Raw genomic sequence first — 21,755 nt, forward strand, 5'->3', positions numbered from 1 at the left:
AAGCGGTCATGCAAAAAATTAAATATTTGCCCAATTTCCGTCATCCAGCACGGTAAGCGATGGATGTTGCAAGATCGGTAAATCTTTTAATAATTGTCCCTTGAGCTGCAAATTTGCCTCTAAATCAAGCAATGGCATCAGCACAAAATCACGTTCCATCACCCCAATATGCGGCACGGTTAAACGCTCATTAAGAATCTGTTCTTCACCATACATGAGTAGATCCAAGTCCAAAGTCCGTTCGCCCCATCGGCGCAGTCGAACCCGACCTGATTCTTGCTCAAAACGCTGCAATTCATCTAGCAAGGCAAGTGGCTGCAAGTCTGTAATAAGCTGTACAGCCGCATTTAAGTAATTGGGCTGGTCTTGTGGCCCCATGGGCGGACTTTGATACAGCCTGGAGGTTTTCACCGAACCCAGCGTTGCCAGCTTCTGCACCGCTTCTGCCAAAATTTGACGTGAATCGCCTAGGTTACTGCCTAGGCCAATGTACGTTACTGTCATCATTGTGTCGGTCCAAAAACAACCTGGCTTAAATCACGTTTGACTCGTTTGCGTTTTAAAATAGGATGATCATAGCCAATCTCTGAGCCATTTAATGCAGTCGACTGAGCTGGTCTTTCCGTTTTTGCCCGGCTTTTACGTTCACGGCGACTACGCGGTTCAGGCTCGTTCACTAAAGGCTCAATTTCAGCAACCGCAGCGACTGACTTCGTTTCTACCACATCCTCTGTTGCAGATTTACGACGGCTTTTTGCGCGTTGACGATTATATTGACTAATGGCGCGTTCTTTTTCATCCGTAGACATCTGTTGATACGCATCCCACCATTGACCCATACCCTGAGTGGTCTCATCACCTGATTTTTCACGCAGTAACAGAAAATCAAATCCGGCACGGAAACGCGCATGCGTCGATAAAGCCTGAATCTGTTGCGGTTTCGGATTAAGCAAACGGGTCTGCATTTCCCAAACTTCACGAATAAATGTTTCTGCAAAACGTGGAATGATGGTACGGGTGGCCTGACGTTTTAAAACATCCAAACCCGCCTGTGCTCTTGCCTCTGCAGGAATAACACCTTTATTTAAATAAAAGTTACAACGCTCTAAAAAAGGTTTCCACAACAATACCGCATAGAAAAATGCAGGATTGATGGTCTTGCCAATTTGAATACGTTGATCGGTATTGATCGCAGCGCGTTCAATAAAGGTGGAGATATCCGGGCTGATGTCTGCAAACAGTTGACGCCAAATATCAAAATCAATCAGCATCGGTAGAACACGATGCAAATGTCCCATGGTGAATAACTTTTGTGATTCATCATATAAGCGGTGCGGAGAGATATCACGCAACAGCTGGGTCATTTCAGGAGTAAAAATTTCTAAAATTTCAGGCGCAATATTAAAATTTAATTTTGCGGCAAAACGTAAAGTGCGGAGCATGCGCACCGGATCTTCTTCAAAACGTAAGGTCGGATCACCCAACAAACGTAAGGTTTTATTCTTTATATCATCAATGGCATGACAGAAATCCAGCACAATGCCTTTACGCGGCTGGTAATACATCGCGTTAATAGAAAAATCACGGCGGGCAAAATCCTGTTCAATCGTGCCCCAATTATTGTCACGTAAAATCATGCCTGAAGCAGACGTGACTGCTTTTTTAGGCGGTGCACGGAAAGTGGCAACTTCGATCAACTCACGACCAGCATAGACATGAGCCAGCTCAAAACGTCGTCCGATAATACGACAACGTCGTCCGAAGACTTCTTTCACCTGAGCCGGAGTTGCATTGGTGACCGCATCAAAATCTTTAGGATTTAAACCTAAAATTAAGTCACGGACACCCCCACCGACGATATAAGCTTCATAGCCAGCTTTGGTTAAAGCATCGATAACATCTAATATGGAAGAAGGTAATTGAGCGGTTGATAAACCACATTTTGACGCGCGCAAAGTTTGCAAAAGACGCTGTCTCCTACGTCTGAACGTAAAATATCTAAGATGACGCTAATCATATCTCTAACACAATCAAAGGGCAATTTGATTATATCGTTGCTCAATACTTTGTTCGATATTCTAGGTGGCAAAACTCATGCTTACTACAGTCCTAAGCGGTCCTTATTTTTGCTAAATAGCGCCGGTCCAATGCCCTTGACCTGTTGCAATTCTTCAATATTTTTGAATTTTCCATTCTTTTGTCGATAGGAAATAATCGCTTCAGCTTTCTTTTGGCCTACCCCTGACAATTCCTGTAACTGTTCAGCATTGGCTTGATTCAGACTGATCTTTGTCGTTGAACTGGCAGGATTTAGCGCAGGCTTAGCCAAATAATGCTCTCGTGTTGAGACCCGCGGGATTTTCAAACGTGCATCCTGCGCCTCTTGTTCAGCCTTCCATTTTAAATATTGCTGGTCAAATTGCTGAGCGTAACTACTGGATACACTGAACAAAGAAAGTAAACCAAAAATATAAAAAATCCCCTTCAGAATAGGTATTATTTTTTTCATTGAGAAGCCTATTATTTTAATTGTTGTTTCGCTTGCTCCCAAAGCAGATCCATTTCTTCTAATGATAGGGCTTCAATATTTTTATGTTGTTGCTGAGCCTGATCTTCAATGAAAGCAAAACGTGTTCTAAACTTATGAATGGTACTTAGCAGTGCCATTTCACTAGAAAGCCCTAGTTTACGTCCAACATTGATCAGTGAAAATAAACAATCGCCAAATTCGTCGAATATTTCGTCGGAATTTTGCTTTTGCATGGCGTGTTGCAATTCACCTAACTCCTCATTGAGTTTGTCATATGCACCTGCCACATCAGGAAAATCAAAGCCAATTTTTGCAGCATTTTTTTGAATTTCATGCGCTTGCTGAATGGCAGGTCCATGCTTGATCTCATCTAAACGTGATTGTGATTTGCCCTGCTTTTCCTGCTGTTTAATTTGCTTCCACAGTACGGATACATCTTCTGCGCTCAATTGTGAATATTGCTCTGCCTGAAAAACATGCGGATGACGACGAATCAATTTTTCAGTTATCGCATTCACCACATCATTGAAATCAAAAGCACCCTGTTCGCTGTACATTTGCGCCTGAAACACGACTTGCAGCAATAAATCACCCAGTTCATCGCGCACTTCATTTGCGTTTCCAGCCCTGACTGCCGCTTCGACTTCATAGGCCTCTTCTATGGCATATCGCGTTAAGCTTTGCGGTGTTTGCTGCTGATCCCATGGACATTTTTCGCGTAGTTCTTGCATTACTGCCAATAATTTATCCATGTTTTAAGTACTCCCCAACATATTCAGATACAAGCATTTTCTTGCTCCATTGTAGTGACATTGAACCCCATTGCACTCAAAAATAAAGTACCCCAATCATAAAAGTGCAAAGAGAACACATACGGGCACTAGATCGGTATGGGTGAGACAACACAAGATAGGATGCGTGGAATTACGCGACTTGCTGTTAATGAGCTATCGCCTACACACAAAAATAGGGAGAGAATAAATAAAATACCAGCAAAAGAGCCTGATGATCAGGCTCTCCTTTAGTGTTAAATATATTTAATGAACGGTCTAGAGTTTAATGGATTTAAAATATTCATTTAAATCAATATTTTAAATATCATTAAGTACTCTTGGTTTTTCTGCTGAGCTGGTTGGCAGCTTAAATTCAATACCGGCTTTTTTAAACAGCTTAGGATATTCTACCAAAGCCAAGGTTGAATTTTTTGCAATACCGGTAATATCACCCACTACATTTTTAGCATCAACCAATGACATTCCAGTATTGGTCAAGCTGGCTGGATTTGTAATCAAACTGGTACTCACCTGTTTTGCCCCTACCGCCAATTCACGAGCGGTTAAACTTGCAATTACAAAGTTTGTTGCAGAATCCAACAAGTGTTTCTTTTGGTCTGCATTCAATGATGCAAGTTTTGCGACTGTTGCTGCCTCATCCTTTTGAGAAGCTTCTAAAACAGCATTAGACATCGCCACAATTTCTTTTTGAATGGCTTCTTTTTCTTTCAGATCAGAAGTGGTTTTCAGGCTTTTCTGTTTTGCTTTTAATTCATCCGAATCCTTTTTGCTTGCAAGCAATGAAGCTAAAGCAGTACGACTCTGAAGAAACATCGCATTCGCGGCTTTGGCTTGCGTAAAGAAACCATTCAGATCCATATTTGACGAAGATACCCCGGTAGCCGATTCAGTAAGTGTCGAAGCCAGGCTACTCAGTGAACCAAAACCGGCATAAACACTTGATGCCCCCATTGATGCACTGATGGCTAAAACAATCGAAAATTTTTTCATACCCTATTACCCTTATTGTGAAGAATCGGCTTTTTGCACGATTTGATTTAAAATTTTTGGCAAAGCATCAAACATCTGAATGTTATACATTTCATGACGATGCTGATGAACAATGCCTTTGAGTTGAATTTCCTGCTGCAAACCATATGCGCCGATTTTTTCAGCATTCTGGTTGAATCTGCGCGCACCACTCGTCATGACTAATGTCGCATCACAACTGGATTGATCACTATTACATTTCACCGAGCTTTCTTTCACCTCGATCTTAAAGACAGGCTGTAAACATTCATCTTTTGGAAGAAAGAAATTCACATCCATATTCTTTTTAAAACCGGCATTTTCAGTCATACGAACAACAGCGTCTTTTAATAAGGTTTGCCCTTTAAAACCTGCACCAGTGGCATAAAACGGTCGCTTCGACTGGCTGGTAAAAGCGCTATAAAGCAATGGACCAAAACCGTAAAATGGAATTTCACCCACTTGTTCGGTATGTAAACCCGGACATAAAACCCGTGCCTGCTTGGAATCACCGACGGGTGCAGAACTTTCCAGCAAAATACTGTCGCCAGAACGCACCGGCAAACGATCATTGCTGCTGACCGGGAAGTCGAGTTGCGCGGTGACTTTCCTACCTTGACGTTCTAATATGGTCGCTTCCCATGTGGGAATCAGGATATTGCGTCCTGCTGCTTTATCTGAATGATAAACATGTACTTTCATGCCACTACTTAAGCGCTCGCCAGCATCATCAATCGTGATGCTTTGCCCGCTTGAACCCGAAACCTTTAAATCAGAGCGGGTGAATTGAATACCCTTCTGAAATTGTTGACCCAGTTTCAACAGCGCATTTTTCAGCACCACTTCTTTACGAGCTTCCAAAGAAAAACCCATTCCTTCAGAAATCACGTCTTTAATTTCATCTGTTGCATGGGCTGAATAAATCACCCGACCGGAACGATCAATCATTTCGGCAAAAACTTCACTATGAAAGATCTGCTGTTGGGTCATTTTGCCAATCCGCTGCTGATAGGCAATCACAGGAATGACATTAATCCGAATAAAGAATTCTGGCAGCTCGCGCTGATTAATATCGGCACTTTGCGCCAAAGCCGTCTGCTCACTGATACTTTGTGCCATCGCACTATAACGGTGGTTGACTGGTGTCAGGGTAAAAGCTGCCTGCTCACCGATCGCATCCGAAAAAATCTGTTCAATCAAATCTTTGGACTCAGCTTGATAGGTCAATACATCCACCACCAAGGCTTTAGGCTTGTTCATGGCCTGACGTGTATTGGTCGATACTTTGCTAAAGCGCTTGCTATTGCCCTGCATCATCACCGGTATGGCAACAGCATAATCGCTGTCTGCATGTACCACACGAATCAGGTCACCTTCAGCAGAACTGAGTTCATCCTGTATGGCAATCCCCTGCTTAAATCCTTTATCCAGCACCAGATAGGATTTCCATTGGTCAATCACCTGCGTATCAATTTCAGTCACCTGGAGCTTGGTTTTCAAGTCTTGAGTGAGTTGCTGCGTCAAGCTCAACAAGGTACTTTGAAATTTTTGCTTAATGGCTGCTTTTGTTGCAGCTGATTGAATATCAGAACTTAAGACTTGAATCGGTTGAGACAAGGTTGCACTGTCGCTATAAATCACTTCACCCGACAACACATTGGTTAGCTTTAGACTTAAGGTAACAGGTAGGAAAATTTCTGTAGTTGAATCTTTTTTAACGATATATTCACTGGCTCGTAATACGTCCAAGGATGCGACATAGGTACGGTGCTTGGTCTTTTGCGAAATGCTGTCGACAATTTGTTCGCCCAGACTTTGCTTTAATCCCTGCACAAACAGTTGTTCTGCTTGCTTACGAATCACATCATTATCAATGGCCTGGCTAAAGTCACAGACTATTGATGTACCATTGGCTTCATAGTTATTCGGGTCGGTACGGCAACCTTGCTCCAGGCCAAAAATCCCTTTCGAGGGATAAATCTGGATATCCGCATTCGCCCATGCCGAAAAGAGCATTGGCATAGCCAAGCATAAGGCTTTCAATTTTATTTGCATTGTGTACCACCAATGCACAGGGTAATGGTGTTCCCTGCTTGTAAGCGTTCAGCACTGGACAGTGTTGGATTGACCTTGCGCAAAGCTTTAGCCAATTCTGCGCTTATTGGTTTTTCACTCTTATAGGTCATGGTCATTTCAACCAATTTGCCATCCTGAGTACGAATATCAATATTTTCTGCGCCATCCATTTCATCTAAGGCAATATAAAGGTCATCACCTAGACGTGAAGAAACGTTACCAGAAACACTCTTCACAAAAATGGTGATTTCTTTACCGTACATCGAACGGTTTTTTGCATAACCTAAAATCTGTGGCCCGACTTGGCTAATCGCTAATTCACCGAGTTTTTTGGCTACATTGGTTCGGCAAGAATCTGTGGTTGCACCCGTTGATGATTCGGTGCGGGTTTCACCGCCCATTAAAGTCGAATCATCGACTGAATAAATTTTAAAACTGATCGCCCCATCACAAACAAATTGACCTGTTGCATTCGAGCGACCACGATCATAAATATAAGAGCTGCCCGCCATAAACCAGTCAGCTTTTTCTTTACGCGCTGCAATCACCAGTTTATTGAGTTCAGTATCACTCATTAATTGTTGGATAGTCATACTGCGACCATTCAAATACTGACTTTTAAAGCGGTCTGAATCAAGTAAACGTAAATCGTAACGCGATGCGGAACCTGCTATCGCATTTAAAGTTTGGTTATCGCGTTCAGCTTTGGTACTGGGTGTTTGATATTCCACATACTTCACAAAACTTTGAATATCATTCTGGCGTTCAGATTGACTATAATTTGCCGACTCACTGGCATTATAACTGCTTGAAGATGCAGATTTACCTGAGTTGTTGTGACTTGCTGAACGTGCAGAAACGCCTGCGCCAGCCCCATAATAATTACCATAGGCATAGCCTGATGCAGCAGATGAACGGCCTTTAGATGAATAAGAGTCTGAAGCACTGGATTTGGCACTTTCACTTGCCTTATAACTGGCATCTTCATCATAGCTATAACTACGATCGGAAAAATAAGAGGTAAATTCTTTAACAGGTTTAGAGTTATCTTTGGGAACACCGAAATATTCATCCATCACGATCATAATCGGGCTGGTTCGACTATTTTTCTTTGCCAAGCCTAAATCATTAAGAATTGAACGAAATTCTTGATCATCCATTTCCAGACTAACTTGAGTGACTAATTCATTGTTAGCATTGGTATTACTGCCTCGGTTGAACACATAACTGCTGTCAATTTGTTTTACGATGTCATTTAAATATGGACTCGCTTCATTCATGGCTTGAGGACCATTAATACGCTTAATAAGGGCAATGACGGCGTCTGTTTTTGCATTATTGAATGCTTGGTTACGTGTGCCATTTGGATCTTTTTTGATAATAGGTGCAGTGCCTTCCCCATTCACTTTAATGATTTCTGCATTCCCAACTTGAACGGCGCCCAAGCATAAAAGTGTCAATATGGTTTTTTTCATCATTTACCCTCTTCATTAAAGTTTTTAGTCACACCAACACTTTATTTATTAGATTTTTAACGTGATTTTTAAATCTACAAAAAGCAAACAAATAATAAACAAATTTTAATATTAACTCCATCACATAATTTTATTTTTTATTGATTTTTATATGTTATTTAATTACTCAGCAGGGTTTAAAAATTAAATTCACGATAAATTCCTCCTCTAGAAAAAACTTATCCATATATTTTTACAATTAATTTTTCATAGATGTTTAAGTAAATTTCAATAACTTTTACTTAACATGCAAAAAGTGAGGTATTAAAGAATGATCATTGAAAATATTATCGTCTAAATGATCTCCCCCCGACTTAGCAATTCCAAATGAAAGACCTGATCCCTTTCCTACCGATCAATGCATAATCTAAAAAAACTCAAGGTTCATCCAGCAAAATCTAAGCAGAATTTAGCCCTTGTAGTGAGAAAAGATTTGGCAAAAGAAATGTAACAGATAGCGTATAGAAAAATAGCTACCGTGTTCTTTTATGGGCTTAAGAAACAACTTAAAGCTGCAAGGATTTGACCCAAATAATGAAGCGCTAGTCCGCAATAACAATTGGTAAAACTTTACTAAAAAAAAACAACTATTGGCGCTGCGCTATTTTAACTAAAATTATCTACATTCTTCATTTAAGATGAATTTAATAATAAGGTGATAATAATGAAAAATTCTCTTGTTATTTTAATCAGCAGTTTAAATTTAATGGCATGTTCTAGTATGCCTTATTCATCCAATAAAAATACTGCTCAAAACAACTCGATAAATTCAGCGCCTAATGTTAAGCCCACCAAAGAGGTTTCGATTGATGGCAGTTATACCGGTGAAATTGTTGGAGATTATCAAAATTCTAAATTTTCCCAGTTAAAAATTGGCATGTCTAAAAATCAGGTAGAAGATTTAGTCGGGGCTTCAACCGACCAGAGAAGTTATCAAACAGCGAAAGCCTGGATTCCGGTGGCAGGTGCTTTTTCTAAAGATCAGTTCCGTATTGAAACTTACTATAAGGATGCAGGACGTTTAGTCTACGCCTACAATGGAACAAAATTATACCGGATTGAGGTAGATCAGAATGAAGATGGTGTTCAGTAATTGCTGTATCTTTTTACCTACTCGCTGATTGATCACTACCTATCAGTGAAATTATAAGAAAAACATATTTTAAGATCACAAAAATATTTTTATTTCAGGAAAAGCAAAACCTTTACAGGATGCCTCTGAACGCCAGGCAACTGTGAGCATGACAGGGCCTAAATGAAAATTTTGATAAGCAAAGGTACCAATTAAAGGATGACTACACAGTCCGCCATCATGTACGGGATGTACCCGTGTATCCAACTCGCTTAAGTTTAAACGCACCCCCAGCCCGGCAGCTTTCAATACTGCTTCCTTGGTGGTCCAGACTTTGAACCAGTAACCTGGATCCTGTTCCAATTCATTCCAGGACTTTAACTCATGCGGATGAAATGCATGCTTTGCCAGTGCTGTAAATCTGACCTGCCGATCCAGATCTTCAATATCGACCCCGATATCTGGCATATTTGTACTAGTGGCTAAAGCATAATTTTTTTGACTATGGCTATGATTAAAATAAAATTCAGGGAAATGAATCAAATAGGGTTTACCGTATTCAGTCTTTGCCAATTGCTCATGCTGAATGGCGGTGTGTAATTGTTCGGAAAGCAATTGATTGCGAAAGTGATGGATTTGCTGTTTCTGCAACTGAATTTTGCTCTTGCGATCGAGTGTGTGATCCACATGAACAATCTGTGCTAGTGCATTGACATTCACCCGTATCAGTCTGCTCACTAAAAATCACCTTTGAAAAAATAGAAACATATTTTAAAAGAAAAAAGCCCAAAGATCACTTTGGGCTTTTAATGAAACACTATATTTGAAAATTAACGTTTAAATTTCTTTTCAGCTTTTTTGAACTTCTGTACGTAACGACGCTTACGTGCTGCCGTGCGTTCATCAATTTGTGACTTACGCCCTTCAAACGGGTTTTCTGACGTTTTAAACTCGATTCTTACTGGCGTACCTTCAAGTTTGTACACTTTACGGAATACGTTTTCTAAATAACGACGGTAGTCTGCCGGGGTTTTATCCACCTTGTTACCATGAATAACAATCGTTGGTGGATTTTGACCACCAATATGCGCATAACGCATCTTGATACGACGACCTTGTACCATACCAGGTTGATGTGCTTCTGTTGCATCGTTCAAAATTTGCGTGATTTTTGCAGGTGAAACTTTTAAACGCGACGAGTCATAAGCACGATGAATAGATGGATAAAGCTCACCCACACCCGTACCATGCAAAGCAGAAATGAGATGTACTTTCGCCCATGGAATAAAATCAAAACGACGCTCGACATCAAGTTTACATTGCTTACGATCATATTCGGTCATGTTATCCCATTTATTGACCGCAATTACCATGGCACGACCAGCTTCTAATGCATAACCAATCAGATGTAAGTCTTGCTCAACAATCCCTTCACGCGCATCTACAACCACAACAATCACGTTGGCATCTTTAATCGCTTGTAATGTTTTCACAATCGAGAATTTCTCGATCATTTCATCCACTTTACCTTTACGACGCACACCAGCAGTATCAATGAGCGTATATTTACGACCTTCACGCTCGAATGGAATGTAGATCGAATCACGGGTTGTACCCGGTTGGTCAAATGCCACTACCCGGTCTTCACCCAACAGGCGATTGACCAATGTCGATTTACCCACATTCGGGCGACCAATAATCGCTAAACGAAGACCTGTATCTTCATCGCGTTGTTCAGAATCTACATCTTCAGGTACATCATGCAGAACCTCTTCAAGCATTTGTTGAACACCACGACCATGACTCGCAGCCACTTGAAGAGGTTCACCCATACCCAATTTAAAGAATTCTACCAATGCCGCTTCAGCATGTACGCCATCAACCTTGTTAGCAACAAGATAAACTTTTTTACCCAATGTACGTAATTCGCGTGCAATTTGCTCATCAGAAGCAAGTAAGCCTGCACGTGCATCTACCACAAAGATAATGATATCCGCTTCATTAATGGCAGTTTTAGATTGCTCTGCCATGTATGAGTCAATACCACCTTCAGATTCGCCAATACCACCAGTATCAACGACAATGAATGATTTATTTTGATAAGTCGCATCGCCATACTTACGATCACGGGTCAGACCGGCAAAGTCAGCAACAAGCGCATCACGGCTCTTGGTGATCTGGTTAAACAACGTTGATTTTCCGACGTTCGGACGACCAATGAGCGCAATTACGGGTTTCATAAATTAACCTTTATTCAAGATCAGCCAGTAGGTCTGGTCTGAACAAGCAGAAACAATAGAAGAAATAATAGCCAAAATAAATAAAACACGGGGCATTGAATGCTCAATCCCCCGTGTAAAAAAATACGGTTAGCTTAGTTTAACATAAGGCTGAAAAAAATTTTAACGGTTCTGCCAGATGCTTAAGGCGCCCTTACGGGTCGCCACATAAAGTTGATTATCAATCACACGCAGGGTACGTACTTCACCACTGGTCTTTGAGCGACCAATCAACTGGCCTGTTGCCGGGTCAATTAAATGCAATACGCCATCCAGATCACCCACCACCAGATCCTGGCCCAAGATTACCGGATTACTGAGCTGGCGATTTAGCAAGCTGTCATTTTGCCATAATTGTTGGCCGGTAGTCAGTGCATAAGCCGTGATTTTACCATCGGCTTGAGCGACATAGACGGTATTATTAAAGACTTCAGGACGCTGGATACTGCTGGCATCTTCGCTCCACACCACTTGTTGGCTCGCCAGATCCATCACCGTTACCTGTCCCTGGTAGCTGGTTGTTACCAGAAATTGCCCAGCAACTACAGGATCGCCATCCAGATCATTCAGGCGCTGAATATCCGAACGTCCTTCGCTGACTGCTACACGACGCTGCATACGGGGCACACCGCTAATAATATCCAGTGCATAAATATAGGCATTTGATGAAGCAATCAGAACGGTACGCGGATCGAGCGCAACCGGTGTAGCTACACCACGCAAGCTGAACTGTACATTCGGCAGATTATAGGTCCAGACTTGCTGGCCTGTGGCAAGATCATGTGCATACACGGTGTCATCATTGGTAATGGTAATCACACGACCAGATTGAATAAGTGATGCCGATAAAATGGCACCCGACAACTGCGCAGTCCATTTTTGCTCACCAGTCGCCTGATCCAGAGCAAACAGTTGGCCCTTTTTATTGCCAACAATCACCACACCTTCGCCAGCTTCTATACCCGAGCTTAAACCCTGCTTAGAAACTTTTTGCTTCCATATGCGTTGCTTACCTTGATAAGCAGCCACTTCACCATTGGGATCAACCGCAAAAACTACGCCGTTATCTGCATCTAAACGTAGACGCAACGGGTCTGCTTTACTGGTCGAAGAAACACTTTGAGAAAATACAGGAACAAGATTTTTTGCTTGCACCAATTTAGGTAATGGATTCGGCTTGACCTCTTCCACCTTGGTTTTATTGGTTGAACAACCAGCAAGTGCAAATGTTAAAATTGTTAGTGCAAACGGTATTTTGTATTTTCTATCCATCACGACTCATCCACTTGTGTTTCTAAAATTGGGCGTTCAACATCAGGATCATCAACTAAAACGCCGACACTTTCGAGTTTAATTTGTAAAATTTGACGTTCTTGTTTACGTTCAAGTAACGCATCCCATGCGCTCTTGTACGATTTTTTAGCATTTTCGATATCATTTTTAGCCACATAGACGTCACCACGTGCTTCATCAGCAGTTGCCTTGAAAGCAGGATCCGTTACTGCAGCCAATGTCTTAATTGCATCGTCATATTTCTTTTGTGCCAGTTGAGCATAGGCCAAACGAAGTTTAACCACTTGCACCAGACCGGCATCATCCAGTTTAGAATTTGCAACTTTTTTCAAGGCACGTTCTGCATGGGCATAATCGGCTTTATCATAAGCCAGTTTTGCCAATAGCAATTGCGTTTGAATGGCCTGAACAGAATCTGGAGCTTCTTTAACAATTTTGTCCGCAGTTGCAGATAAAGCATTAAATGCATTGGCATCGCCTGCTGCACTTTTTGCATCGTCCATCAACTGTTGAACCTTGGCTGTTTCCATTTGTGATTCAGCCAAGTTCTTTTTCTGCCAATATTCCCATCCGAAAAAGGCAATCAACGCAATTAAAATTCCGCTGATCATGGCAGAACCATACTTCTTAGCGAAAGATTTTAAATTATCAAGTTGTTCTTCATCACTCAATGCGTTCATGGGATTACCTTTTCCTTATGTTATTCGGCTTATTTTGAAGAAAATTTTTCAATGATAAATGGCACAAATTCAGCCACTGCAATTTCAGTCTGTTCTGCTGTTGCCAACTCTTTGACTAAAATGTGCTGCGCTTCCGCCTCACGCTGACCAAAGATTAAAGCATAAACAGCACCTGCCTGATCGGCTTTTTTCATTTGGCTCTTCATTGAACCTTGTGAACCGGTTTTCACACGGATGGTACTATTAGCTGCTTCAAGCTGGTCACGGATCTGTTCTGCAAGAACCAAGGCTTGACCTTGAGTTGCAGGGTCTGAAACCAGAAAGGTTTCACAGTCACGTACTGGCGTATTGTCTTCTACCTGTTCAAGGAGCAGCAATAAACGCTCCATACCCATGGCAAAACCAACAGCTGGTACCGATTGATCAGCCTTGCCTTTCAACTGACCGACCAGGCCATCATAACGGCCACCGGCACACACGGTGCCTTGTGAACCCAAATGCGTTGTGGTCCATTCAAATACGGTTTTGTTGTAGTAGTCCAGACCGCGTACCAGTTTCTGGTTAATCACAAAGTTTACGCCAGCATCAGTCAGATATTGCTGTAATTGATTGAAGTGCGCCAAAGTTTCTTCACCCATAAAGTCGTGAAGTTTTGGTGCATTTTCAAGGATCGACTGAGTCTTAGCATCTTTCGAATCTAAAATACGCAGTGGATTTGTGGTTAAACGGCGCTGAGAATCTTCATCTAAATCGGTTTTGTGAGATTCCAGGAATTCAACCAGTGCCGCACGGTAAGCCGCACGTTCATCCGACTCACCCAAGGTATTCAGTTCAAGTTGAACTTTGTCTGCTACACCCATGCGTTTCCACAAACGTGCAGTCATCAGAATCAATTCAGCATCCTGGTCTGGCGTTGCCACACCAAACGTTTCTACACCAAACTGATGGAACTGACGGTAACGGCCTTTTTGTGGTTTTTCATAACGGAACATTGGTCCGACATACCACACGCGCGGCGTAGCACCACGCAGTAAATTATGTTCAAGCATGGCACGTACGCAACCTGCGGTCCCTTCAGGACGCAGCGTTAACGACTCTGGAGGATTACCCTTATCCAGGAAGGTGTACATTTCTTTTTCAACAATATCCGTCGCATCACCAATAGAGCGTTTGAACAAGTTTGTTTGTTCAACAATCGGCAAGCGGATTTGCTGATAACCATAAGCATCCATTAATGATGCTAAATGCTGCTCAAGACGTCTCCACGCTGCAGTTTGCGTAGGGAGAATATCGTTAAAACCTTTAATTGCGACAATTGAACTCATGATGAACTACGAATGATCTCTTTAGATTTAGCTTCTTCAAGCTCTTGAACACGTTGACGAACCATAGATTCGATTTCATCAACCAATTGATTGGTATCGATTAAATGGCTTTTCTCACCATTACGATACACCAGTGAACGCGGACTTGCACCTACTACGCCAATATCGGCTTCTTTGGCTTCACCCGGCCCATTCACTTTACACCCGATCACAGACACATCCATTGGAGTACGAACATCTTCCAGACGTTCTTCCAGTGCTTGCATCACTTTAATCACGTTAAATTCCTGACGTGAACAGCTTGGGCAGGCAATGAAGTTAATCCCGTTTGAGCGCAGACCGAGTGATTTTAAAATATCAAAACCAATTTTCACTTCTTCTTCAGGTTCAGCCGCCAGCGAAATACGCATAGTATCGCCAATGCCTTCCATCAACAAACCGCCCAGTGCAATTGCTGATTTCACCGAACCGGTACGGTAGATCCCCGCTTCGGTCACACCCAAATGTAATGGATTATCAATTTGTTGAGATAACAAACGATAAGCATCCATGGTCAGGAACACATTCGATGCTTTTACCGATACTTTAAATTCGTGGAAATTTAAACGGTCTAAAATATCAATATGACGCATGGCAGATTCAAGCAGTGCCTGACCTGTAGGTTCACCATATTTTTTCTGAATGTCTTTTTCCAGTGAACCGGCATTCACGCCAATACGCATGGAAATATCGTGATGTTTTGCCGCAGCCACCACTTCACGAATTTTCGCTTCCGAGCCGATATTGCCCGGGTTAATACGCAAACAGTCTGCGCCCAGGTCAGCAACGGCCAAAGCGATTTTATAGTCAAAATGGATGTCGGCGACCAAAGGTACATTGACCTGTTTGCGAATTTCACCAAACGCGGCTGCCGCTTCCATTGAGGGTACAGAAACACGCATGATATCGGCACCGGCATCTGCACAACGCTGAATCTGGGCTACAGTTGCAGCCACGTCACAGGTTTCAGTATTGGTCATACTTTGGATGCTAATTGGCGCATCACCACCCACATACACAGAACCGACACGAATTTTACGAGTGGGACGGCGCTTAATCGGATTTTCAATCATTAATATCGCTCTATTCTTGGCCCATTAACGCGACAAACGGAAATCTGCTTTTCCATTCACGGTATAAGGTGACAATGCAATCTTTTCATTATTTAAGGTTAAAGTAACTGCTGATGTATCATCCAGACGAATTTGGAAAGGCGTTTCACCATTCAATTTCAATGTCGATGCCTGACGGCCTGTTGCCAGTACTTTACCGGTTGAATCTACAATATGCACAGAAGTTGGATGACTAAATTCCAGCTCGAGCTGATCCCCGGAAACCACAGTCGAATTATCCAGATTTAACACCTGAACATCAGATTCAGCAGGAGCGACTTCTTGGCTGTCATTATTGTTGCTAGATGACCAGTTTTGTATTGCCATAACTGCAACCGCGACTGCAACCAATACCAGCAAAGTCACCACAATACGTTTTAACCATTTTTTATTGCGGTCGCTATTAGAACCTGGCAGCCTGCCCATGATTTTAATCGGGGAATTGTTTAAGGCATGATTCGGCAATAATCCAGTATCATTTTGATAAATCTCATCAAAACGTTGAATAATAGAACTTGCATCTACCTTCAGATACTTCGCATAGGTGCGATAATATCCCTTAATAAAAGTTGCTTCAGGCAAAGCCTTATAATCATCTTGCTCTAAAGCAGTCAAAGTTTTTACAGGAATGTTTAAATCTTTGACCACTTCATTTAATTCACGCTTTTGTGCAATTCGAATTTGACGTAAGTACTCGCCTGGACGCTGAACATTTCCTAATGCAGTGGGTACTACGCTTGAACCATTCGATTGCGGTGAATTAGGATTTACTTCCATACGGCCTCAGTACTGTGCTGTAATTGCAGATAACGTTGGTATTCTGGACTTTCAGGGAAAAGTGCACGCAATTGATTCACAAGCACCTGCGTTCCCATTGAGTCACTATTTGCCCGCGCAATTCGGATACCAATCCAAAGCGCACGCGCACCTTGATTCTTTTGACCGACACTACGCACAAACTGTTCATACAATTGTGTGGCGGCAGCGGTCTGCTGTTTGAGATAAAAAATTTCTGACAACTCTAACATTGAAACATAAGAGTCACGATTTACTTGCAGCGCCTGTTTGAATGTTTTTTCAGCATTCACCATATCACCTTGCTTTAAATAAATCCGCCCTGCATTTTCCAATGCTCTATAACGTTGCTCATAGCCCAATGTTGTTCCTGCGACATTGAGCTGTTCAAGCGCGTCATTATAACGCTCAACTTGATATAAATAAGTACCGTAGTTGTTACGTGCCTGTGCATTTTTCGGGTCCGCAGAAATAGCACGCTTAAAATATGAATCTGCTTTATCCATACTGATCTTACTGCCCTCTTGTTGCAGTAAGACCCCCATCATCATATTTGCAGTTGAATCACGTGAATCTACTTCAAGCGCCTGATCCAGAGTACGTTTTGCTGAATCCAGGTCACCAGACTTAATATATTCTGCCGCCAATTGAGTACGAACTTTCACTGCTTTTTCAGGATCTTTCTTCCCTATTGTTGCCGGTGCTTGGCACCCGACAACAAAAATAGCGGACATACAAATTGTTGTAATAAAAGCTAATTTATATGTGGGCTTTCTCAATTGACATCCCCTTTTATTATCCCTGAGTGCGCAGAATCTCATTTTGCTGCGCCACTTTCTTTTTCCACTGTTCCGCACGACGGGTACGGTCAGCAACTTGTCCGACTAACTGCCCACACGCGGCGTCAATATCATCACCACGCGTCTGACGAATCGTACACACAAAACCGGCATCAGACAAAGTTTTTTGGAAAGAAATAATCCGGTTACGGCTTGAACGACCATATGGCGCATGCGGGAACGGATTAAAAGGAATCAAATTAATCTTGCTTGGAAGGTTCTTGAGCAATTTAATCATTTGCTGTGCATGTTCAGGATGGTCATTCACGCCATCCAGCATTACATATTCAATGGTTACATGCTTACGCGAACTTTCATTACCGTCTTTGGCAATGTAACGCTGACAAGCAGCAATCAGTTGCTCTAATGGATACTTTTTATTGATTGGAACCAATTCATTACGCAGCTCATCATTGGGTGCATGTAATGAAATAGCCAGCGCCACGTCAATATCTTTGACCATTTGATCGATTTTCGGCACCACACCTGAGGTCGATAAAGTCACACGGCGTTTTGACATACCATAAGCAAAATCATCCAGCATGGTACGCATAGAATTCAGTACAGCGTCATAGTTGAGGAGTGGTTCACCCATCCCCATCATCACTACGTTGGTTACGGAACGCTCACGCTCAAGCACAGGCACATCTTCCATATAGGAATAGTTTGCCATCCACAGCTGACCAATAATTTCTGCCTGGGTTAAGTCACGCTGGAAACCCTGTTTACCGGTTGAACAGAATGAACAATCCAGCGCACAGCCGACTTGTGAAGAAATACACAAGGTACGGCGCAAGCCACTACGATGTTCTGCCGGAATCAGCACAGTTTCGACGAGGGAACCTTCGCCATCGCCAACACGGAAGACCCATTTACGGGTACCGTCTTTAGAATAGTTTTTATGCACCACTTCGGGCGCTTTAATTTCACAAATCTTTTCCAACTTTTCGCGCAGTTTGCCGGAAATATTGGTCATTTCAGCAAAGTCAGTCACGAAGAACTGGTGAATCCATTTCATCACCTGACCGGCACGGAACTTCTTCTCCCCCATATCTTCGAAGAATTTTTCCATTTGCGGACGTGACATACCCAGTAAGTTCACTTTCTCGACAGCATTTTGCTGTGTCGGAGCGGATGGAGATTGTTGCTGTGCATCAGTAACAGCTGATGTAGCGACTACTTCAGTACTCATGTGTATTACCTAAACTATGTCTAAAGATAAAAGGAGAAGCTCAATATATGAGCAAAGAATTATTCAGAGAATAAAAAAACCAGATAAGTATAATAACACTTATCTGGCTTGAATACTGCGAATTAACGAGTACGTGGAGCAATCTCAGTTTGAGCGAAGAAGTAGTTAACTTCACGATCAGCAGATGCTACAGAGTCAGAACCGTGAGCAGCGTTTTCGTCGATGCTTACAGCGAAATCTGCACGGATTGTACCAGGAGCAGCTTCTTTAGGGTTAGTCGCGCCAAGAATGTCACGGTGAGCAAGAACTGCATTTTCGCCTTCAAGAACTGAAACAACAACTGGACCAGAAGTCATGAATGCAACTAGATCACCAAAGAAACCACGTTCTTTATGCTCAGCGTAGAAGCCTTCAGCTTCAGCTTGAGTCAAGTGTTTCATTTTAGTTGCAACAATTTTAAGACCAGCTTTCTCAAAACGAGCAAAGATGTCACCGATGTGGTTTTTAGCAACTGCGTCTGGTTTAACGATAGATAAAGTACGTTCGATAGCCATGATAGGCTCCTTAAGTCAATTGTTGACATGAAAATTTGCCGCATTATACCGAATAATGGGCTTTTTTCTGCTTTTGATATGTAAAAAAATTGCTTTTTTCGATGTAACGATTAACGGACTTCGTCAATCCAGGCCATTTGAATCCCTTCCAGCAAACCTTCAGTCGATTTGTTGGGATCATCACTAAAGTCAGGTAAAGCACATACCCACGTATGTAAATCGGTAAAACGAATCCATTGCGGATCCACATCTGGATGCGCTTCAGAAAGCTCAATCGCGATATCAATGGTATCTGTCCAGCGTAAACCCATGACTATTCCTAATATTTTCAAATCAGTTGCGCTACTTTAGCAAATTTTATAAAAAACGCATGAATTTCCTGATTCATCTACCCTGATTTTTATAACATGATATTAAAAAATGGCGCGCTCACAATAATTCCACAAGCTACCACCACACCGATTAATGCCCCTACCAGCACGTCACTGGGATAATGCAGCCCTAAAACCATTCGCGATATTGCCACCAAAATGGTAAACGGCAACATTAGAACCAGTAATATGGGTTGAATATAACCCAATACCGTACTTGCCATAACGGCATGCAAAGTGTGTCCAGAAGGAAAACTAAAATGATCCAGCGGCGGTTCCTGCAACCGAATGACCTGATGTACTTGATAAGGTCGTGGACGTACAGTTTTATCTTTTAATATTTTATAAATAGCCGTGCCTACAAGTCCGCTTATCAGCAAATACAATAACTGCACTATATATAATGCGCCTTCCAAAACCCACAAACTGACCAACATAATCAGCCAAAACAAACCATTGCCAAAACGGCTAATTATTTTGAAAAAGTAGGCCACAGCTTGTGACTGTGAAAGGTGGTTCAGATATAAACAGCCTTTTAAATCGAGATCCAACATCGTTATTTTTGCTTTTTTAAAATTCATGATGATGCTCCTTTAAGCTTCTGCTTAAAATTCAGGATGTCATTTCCTTCTCCAATGCTACCCCATACAATGCGTGTTCAAACTGCTGTACGGGATATTGCCAACCTATATGCTGCACAGCTTCTCGAGCCTGAAGCCCCATATGTTTCAATCGCTGATTATTCGGCAAGCTATAAATTGACTGAATAAAACCTGTGGTATCTCCTAAAGCACTTAACCAGCCAGTCTCGCCGTTTTTAACATGCAAATGCGCACAGGCATAATTATAGGCAATGATTGGCAAGCCACTCGCCATAGCTTCAAGTACCACATTTCCAAACGTTTCTACTTGACTGGCAAACACAAAAACATTTGCACTTGCATAGGCTTGAGCAAGCTTCAAACCTGATAAATTTCCTGTAAAAACAACCTCTCCATCTTGGCATAACATTTCCAAACGATTCCGTTCCGGCCCATCACCTACAATAACCAGCTTAATATCCTGCTGGGTATTTTTCTTCATTGAGAAATAGGCTTTGATCAAAACATCGATTTCCTTTTCAGGAGAGAGTCGTCCTACATACAACATAACCTTGGTGCTGGAGGTCACTTTCCACTGTTGACGTAAAACATCCGAATAATATTGCGGAGAAAACCGGCTCACATCTACACCACGTCCGACCACCAGCAAAGGACAGCAAATACCAAATTCTCTTAAAATATATTCTGTATCTTTACAGGGAATACAGGTGAGTTGTGTATTGTTATGAAACCAACGTAAATAGCGCTGAATAGGCTTAATTAAAAAGGCTAAATCGAAATAGCGACTAAATTCCTGAAAAGGTGAATGGAAACCGCTTGAAACAGGAATACTTTTACTTTTAGCCGCTTGCAACACACTGAGTCCTAATGGCCCTTCGGTCACAATATGCACCACATTCGGGGCAAACTGATCCAATGCTTGAGAGACTTTTAAAAATTGTGGCCAGCCAAATTGCAAGCTTGGATATTGAGGAATAGCTTGGGCTTTAACCAGACATTCCTGATTTGGCAGGAATTCATCACAAACCAGCTTTTGCTCCGGTCTAATCAATAAAATTTTATGACCTTGCTTTTGTAAGCCCTTACAGAGTTGCAGTAAAGACAGTGCTACACCATTAATTTCCGGAGACCAGGTTTCGGTCACAATCGCAATTTTGAGTCGTGGACGAATTAAGTCCTGGAGTACAGCTACTTCATCACAAATGTTGCCTTGCTTATCTTTTTTTAAATAAAATTGAAAACTTTCTGGAAAATCTTGTTGTTTTAGCAGGCTGGTTGCATTCACATTTGTCATACCACACCATGATCATTATTTTTAATTCAATTTAGATGTGGTTTCTTTCAGTTTGATGATTTTTAGATGACCGTTTATTGAATTTGGTATAACCATAGAACTACCCTATAAACCATTCACTTCTAATTCATTTCTAATTCATTTCATTTTTAAAGATTATTTTTATTTTCATCTTTGAACTCAAGGAGGTTATTCAGTAGAGCAATATAACTAAAACAATAGATTTACAAAGATGACATCACTATAAATACCCACGGGGGTACGTATGGAAGGCTGCTCTTCTAGTCGTACTGCAATAACATATTTACTATCTTTTGAATTTCCTGATTGAAACCGAAGAACATTCCATTGATTTCTCACAGGACTTAAAATACTCATTCGGGTTT

General features: G+C 41.8%; 21 protein-coding genes. 1 reads left to right on the plus strand and 20 read right to left on the minus strand.

Going from position 1 to position 21,755, the window contains the following annotated elements:
- Nucleotides 1-18: 18 nt before the first annotated feature.
- The 7 genes from folK to B4C48_RS08210 all read right to left on the minus strand — a co-directional run bounded on the left by folK (nt 19) and on the right by B4C48_RS08210 (nt 7,886).
- A complete protein-coding gene (gene folK / locus B4C48_RS08180) occupies nt 19-504 on the minus strand; it encodes a 2-amino-4-hydroxy-6-hydroxymethyldihydropteridine diphosphokinase (RefSeq protein ID WP_291355883.1) in 486 nt (161 codons plus the stop codon).
- On the minus strand, nt 504-1,964 hold the full coding sequence (pcnB, locus tag B4C48_RS08185) for a polynucleotide adenylyltransferase PcnB (RefSeq protein ID WP_291355383.1): 1,461 nt from the start codon (nt 1,962-1,964) through the stop codon (nt 504-506). Before pcnB ends, folK begins: the two co-directional genes overlap by 1 nt.
- 137 nt (nt 1,965-2,101) lie before the next feature.
- Nucleotides 2,102-2,509, minus strand: a complete 408-nt coding sequence (locus tag B4C48_RS08190; RefSeq protein ID WP_291355385.1) for a ComEA family DNA-binding protein — start codon at nt 2,507-2,509, stop codon at nt 2,102-2,104.
- A gap of 11 nt (nt 2,510-2,520) precedes the next feature.
- The gene (gene mazG / locus B4C48_RS08195) at nt 2,521-3,282 is read right to left on the minus strand and encodes a nucleoside triphosphate pyrophosphohydrolase (RefSeq protein ID WP_291355387.1); all 762 of its coding nucleotides are present in this window, start codon (nt 3,280-3,282) and stop codon (nt 2,521-2,523) included.
- 339 nt (nt 3,283-3,621) lie between these two features.
- Entirely contained in the window at nt 3,622-4,314 is a 693-nt protein-coding gene (locus B4C48_RS08200; RefSeq protein ID WP_291355389.1) for a hypothetical protein, read from the minus strand.
- Between the two features lie 12 nt (nt 4,315-4,326).
- The gene (locus tag B4C48_RS08205) at nt 4,327-6,387 is read right to left on the minus strand and encodes a hypothetical protein (protein WP_291355391.1); all 2,061 of its coding nucleotides are present in this window, start codon (nt 6,385-6,387) and stop codon (nt 4,327-4,329) included.
- A complete protein-coding gene (locus tag B4C48_RS08210) occupies nt 6,378-7,886 on the minus strand; it encodes a hypothetical protein (protein ID WP_291355393.1) in 1,509 nt (502 codons plus the stop codon). The genes B4C48_RS08205 and B4C48_RS08210 overlap by 10 nt, the downstream gene beginning before the upstream one ends.
- 700 nt (nt 7,887-8,586) lie before the next feature.
- Between B4C48_RS08210 and B4C48_RS08215 the strand changes: the two genes are divergently transcribed.
- Nucleotides 8,587-9,015 carry a hypothetical protein gene (locus B4C48_RS08215; RefSeq protein WP_291355394.1) on the plus strand — a complete coding sequence of 143 codons (429 nt, stop codon included), beginning with the start codon at nt 8,587-8,589 and terminating at the stop codon, nt 9,013-9,015.
- Nucleotides 9,016-9,090: 75 nt separating this feature from the next.
- Here the strand turns inward: B4C48_RS08215 and B4C48_RS08220 are convergent, their stop codons facing one another.
- The 13 genes from B4C48_RS08220 to B4C48_RS08280 form a co-directional block, all read right to left on the minus strand.
- The gene (locus B4C48_RS08220) at nt 9,091-9,732 is read right to left on the minus strand and encodes a 4'-phosphopantetheinyl transferase family protein (protein ID WP_291355396.1); all 642 of its coding nucleotides are present in this window, start codon (nt 9,730-9,732) and stop codon (nt 9,091-9,093) included.
- A gap of 92 nt (nt 9,733-9,824) precedes the next feature.
- Complete coding sequence (gene der / locus B4C48_RS08225) at nt 9,825-11,234, minus strand: ribosome biogenesis GTPase Der (RefSeq protein WP_291355397.1); 1,410 nt, start codon at nt 11,232-11,234, stop codon at nt 9,825-9,827.
- Between the two features lie 162 nt (nt 11,235-11,396).
- On the minus strand, nt 11,397-12,545 hold the full coding sequence (bamB, locus tag B4C48_RS08230) for an outer membrane protein assembly factor BamB (RefSeq protein WP_291355398.1): 1,149 nt from the start codon (nt 12,543-12,545) through the stop codon (nt 11,397-11,399).
- Nucleotides 12,545-13,246, minus strand: coding sequence for a YfgM family protein (locus tag B4C48_RS08235; RefSeq protein ID WP_291355400.1), 702 nt, complete (start codon nt 13,244-13,246; stop codon nt 12,545-12,547). The genes bamB and B4C48_RS08235 overlap by 1 nt, the downstream gene beginning before the upstream one ends.
- 29 nt (nt 13,247-13,275) lie before the next feature.
- The gene (gene hisS / locus B4C48_RS08240; protein ID WP_291355402.1) at nt 13,276-14,571 is read right to left on the minus strand and encodes a histidine--tRNA ligase; all 1,296 of its coding nucleotides are present in this window, start codon (nt 14,569-14,571) and stop codon (nt 13,276-13,278) included.
- On the minus strand, nt 14,568-15,683 hold the full coding sequence (ispG, locus tag B4C48_RS08245) for a flavodoxin-dependent (E)-4-hydroxy-3-methylbut-2-enyl-diphosphate synthase (RefSeq protein ID WP_291355404.1): 1,116 nt from the start codon (nt 15,681-15,683) through the stop codon (nt 14,568-14,570). The genes hisS and ispG overlap by 4 nt, the downstream gene beginning before the upstream one ends.
- Before the next feature lie 24 nt (nt 15,684-15,707).
- Nucleotides 15,708-16,499 carry a helix-turn-helix domain-containing protein gene (locus B4C48_RS08250; protein ID WP_291355405.1) on the minus strand — a complete coding sequence of 264 codons (792 nt, stop codon included), beginning with the start codon at nt 16,497-16,499 and terminating at the stop codon, nt 15,708-15,710.
- Nucleotides 16,490-17,251: a type IV pilus biogenesis/stability protein PilW gene (gene pilW, locus B4C48_RS08255; RefSeq protein WP_291355406.1), complete on the minus strand. Its 762-nt coding sequence runs from the start codon at nt 17,249-17,251 to the stop codon at nt 16,490-16,492. The genes B4C48_RS08250 and pilW overlap by 10 nt, the downstream gene beginning before the upstream one ends.
- A 61-nt stretch (nt 17,252-17,312) precedes the next feature.
- Nucleotides 17,313-18,548: a 23S rRNA (adenine(2503)-C(2))-methyltransferase RlmN gene (gene rlmN, locus B4C48_RS08260; protein WP_291355408.1), complete on the minus strand. Its 1,236-nt coding sequence runs from the start codon at nt 18,546-18,548 to the stop codon at nt 17,313-17,315.
- Nucleotides 18,549-18,670: 122 nt separating this feature from the next.
- The gene (ndk, locus tag B4C48_RS08265) at nt 18,671-19,102 is read right to left on the minus strand and encodes a nucleoside-diphosphate kinase (protein ID WP_086179247.1); all 432 of its coding nucleotides are present in this window, start codon (nt 19,100-19,102) and stop codon (nt 18,671-18,673) included.
- 110 nt (nt 19,103-19,212) lie between these two features.
- Entirely contained in the window at nt 19,213-19,413 is a 201-nt protein-coding gene (iscX, locus tag B4C48_RS08270) for a Fe-S cluster assembly protein IscX (protein WP_174558460.1), read from the minus strand.
- A gap of 89 nt (nt 19,414-19,502) precedes the next feature.
- Nucleotides 19,503-20,054 (minus strand): phosphatase PAP2 family protein, encoded by a 552-nt coding sequence (locus B4C48_RS08275; RefSeq protein ID WP_291355415.1) that lies wholly within the window; start codon nt 20,052-20,054, stop codon nt 19,503-19,505.
- 31 nt (nt 20,055-20,085) lie between these two features.
- Entirely contained in the window at nt 20,086-21,369 is a 1,284-nt protein-coding gene (locus B4C48_RS08280; RefSeq protein ID WP_291355417.1) for a glycosyltransferase family 4 protein, read from the minus strand.
- Nucleotides 21,370-21,755 lie beyond the last annotated feature (386 nt).

The sequence above is a fragment of the Acinetobacter sp. UBA3106 genome (assembly GCA_002365595.1).
Lineage (GTDB): Bacteria > Pseudomonadota > Gammaproteobacteria > Pseudomonadales > Moraxellaceae > Acinetobacter.